Genomic DNA, 2,802 nt, shown 5'->3' with positions numbered 1-2,802 from the left:
TACGCCTCTGGTACGTATTTGATAGAATGAGCGTAGGAGAAGATTCCTGATGTGAATAGACTATTAGGTTGAGTGGCTAAAAATATTCATAAAAAATCTTTGTTCAATTTCTTTGAGAAGGGAAATACCTATCAGGACTAAAAGGCTATGGATTTCTCCATGTTATAGATGATACAATAATTTTCCAAAGAGGTTATTGGGACAGGTTAACTTTTTTACGGCAACACGAATTGGAAATACCGAAAGAATGAGATTGGTATCTTAACTAAATCAATAACTACCATTATAATTGCAGTTTGAATTATTAATAAATATCGATTTAACATTTCCCGGAATAAACTGCGAATATCAATGTACGTTAGTACAAAAATCGAATAGTTTTTTTAAATCGCTTTCTTTATTAAAATCCGGCTTGTTTTCTTTGATATATGATTTTATAAGTTCATTATTTTTTGAGAACATTTTAAGAAACCCAGGCCTGTTTGCCTTGGTCTTCTCGCCGTTAGACGCAATCAGAAAGTAAGATGTTTCCCTCGTTATATCAACGTCTTCGTTTAGTGTCAATTCCTTGTCGCCCGATTTGTGAACGAATGAACCCTCTTCTTCTGTGCCTGTCCCGCTGTGATTTCGCAAGCCCAGTGCACCAATCTTGATTGGCTCATAACTTACCTTTCGCAAAACTGCAAGGCCGGCGATCTCATTTTTTGCAAGAACCTGGTAATATCCGTCTTCGTAAAAAAAAGTCGTGCTGTCAAAATCGATTTCGTTAATATCCTCAAGCTTTACAAGATTGAGCGTATCACCTTTCGGATCTATAAATTGAATTTGACATATGAGCATATTGAAATCCAATTTCGATACTAACTCACCCCCGTTTTTAAATTTCACTGTAGCATCTTTGAAAAATGGAAAAAGGTAATACGAAACTTCTGATAAGCTTTGCCCCGCGTGCACAGTCTTCTTATCATACACCTGTGCTGGCACCGAAGTTAAAAATGAAATGACAAGTATTGCTGTTAACCAAAGGTTCTTATTCATACCGGAATTTAGTTTGTATTTGCACCAAAAATAATTATAAACTAGCCGAATACTTCCCCTTTAATCACGCGGGATATTTTATCGCTTCATCCTGATCTTCCGCATTCTTCTATTTTAAAGGCATTTCAAAGGCTTAAAATAGACGGCTGTCAGTATGGATGCATCGTGATAAATGTTGCCCCGGCATTAAACCTTAATTTGCTTAGTTGAGGCCGGAGTGGTTTATTTCCTTATTTTTAATGGCCAAAGCGCTTAAATGAGTATGCCGTATCATCCCGCTATCAATTCGCTCCTTCAACATTATGTTCCTGCTCAAAATTCATTCAATGAATTATTAACAGCAGATAACAAATTCAGGCCGGATTGGCAAACGTTCTTTTCAAATCTACATGATCTTGGTAATGATGAACTGCAAAATCGTAATGACGATATTCTGCGGCTGTTAAAAGAAAATGGAGTAGCGTATAATATTTATAATGATCCTTCCGGCCAAAATCGCCCGTGGGAACTGGATCCATTACCTCAATTGATTACTGCGGCTGAATGGGAAATCATTAATGCAGGTTTAATACAACGTGCCGAATTATTCAAATTGCTTCTTGAAGATATTTACGGCAGTCAATCACTTATTAGAAAGGGCATCATTCCACAGGAACTGATTTACCTGCATCCCGGTTTTGTGCGGCCATGTGTAAAAATTCATTTGACTCGTCAACAATATTTACCCTTATATGCTGCGGATTTAGCCCGCGGTATCGATGGCCGTCTTTGGGTTATCAGCGATCGTACACAAGCACCTTCGGGCTCTGGTTATGCATTGGAAAACAGGTTTGCCATGTCGAGCGTTTTACCTGAACTGTTTTCCAATTTAAATGTAAGAAGACTCTCTCCTTACTTTGATTCATTGCAACAGGTGCTCACAAAAATTGCCCCCCACAATGTGGACAATCCAAGAATAGTAGTACTTACTCCCGGCCCTGATAATGAAACTTATTTTGAACACTCTTATCTTTCCGCTTACCTCGGGCTTACTTTGGTACAGGGTAATGACCTGATGGTTAAAGACAATAAGGTTTGGCTTAAAACTATAGAAGGATTAGAAAAAATAGACGTGATATTGCGAAGGGTTGATGATAGCTATTGCGATCCACTGGAATTACGAAGCGATTCTCTCCTGGGCGTTCCCGGACTTGTACAGGCCGTAAGAAGGGGCCATGTTTCCATTGCGAATCCCCTCGGCAGCAGTATCGTTGAGAATGCGGGGCTTGTTCCATTTTTGCCTGCTATATCAAAATATCTCTTTGGCAACGAATTAATAATGCCAACAATTGCAACATGGTGGTGCGGCCAGCAAAAAGAGATGAATTATGTGATAGCTAATTTAAAAACACTGGTTGTCAGAAGAATTTTCAGAGATATTGCCGGCAAGCATTCCGCCGTTGATGGCGCTTCTCTTTCATCAAAAGGCGCGGCAACATTGATACGACAAATAAAAGCTAACCCTTACCTGTATGTAGGACAGGAAAAAATTAATTTCTCATCAACTCCTTCGTTAATGGAAAAAAACATAGAAGCGGGACGCTCCCTCTTAAGATGTTTCCTTGCGAGTAATCAAGATAGTTATATCGCCATGCCTGGCGGACTTACCAGGACCAGTACCGGGGAAAATAGTTTTATTATTTCGAATCAATCCGGTGGTATCAGTAAAGATACCTGGGTACTTTCGGAAAATGCAAATGAAGAACAGCCCATAAAACTGTTGTT

Annotated in this window: 2 protein-coding genes; one reads left to right on the top strand and one right to left on the bottom strand. The window is 39.0% G+C overall.

The genetic code is table 11. The annotated features are described in order from the left end of the window. Positions 1-348: 348 nt before the first annotated feature. Complete coding sequence (locus tag ACO1O5_RS08865; protein ID WP_486269488.1) at positions 349-1,038, bottom strand: hypothetical protein; 690 nt, start codon at positions 1,036-1,038, stop codon at positions 349-351. Positions 1,039-1,294: 256 nt separating this feature from the next. Between ACO1O5_RS08865 and ACO1O5_RS08860 the strand changes: the two genes are divergently transcribed. Further along, positions 1,295-2,802: circularly permuted type 2 ATP-grasp protein (locus ACO1O5_RS08860; RefSeq protein WP_486269487.1), on the top strand; the 1,508-nt coding region annotated here is incomplete at its 3' end.

Source organism: Ginsengibacter sp., assembly GCF_057362405.1.
This window is presented reverse-complemented; position numbering and strand designations above follow the sequence as displayed.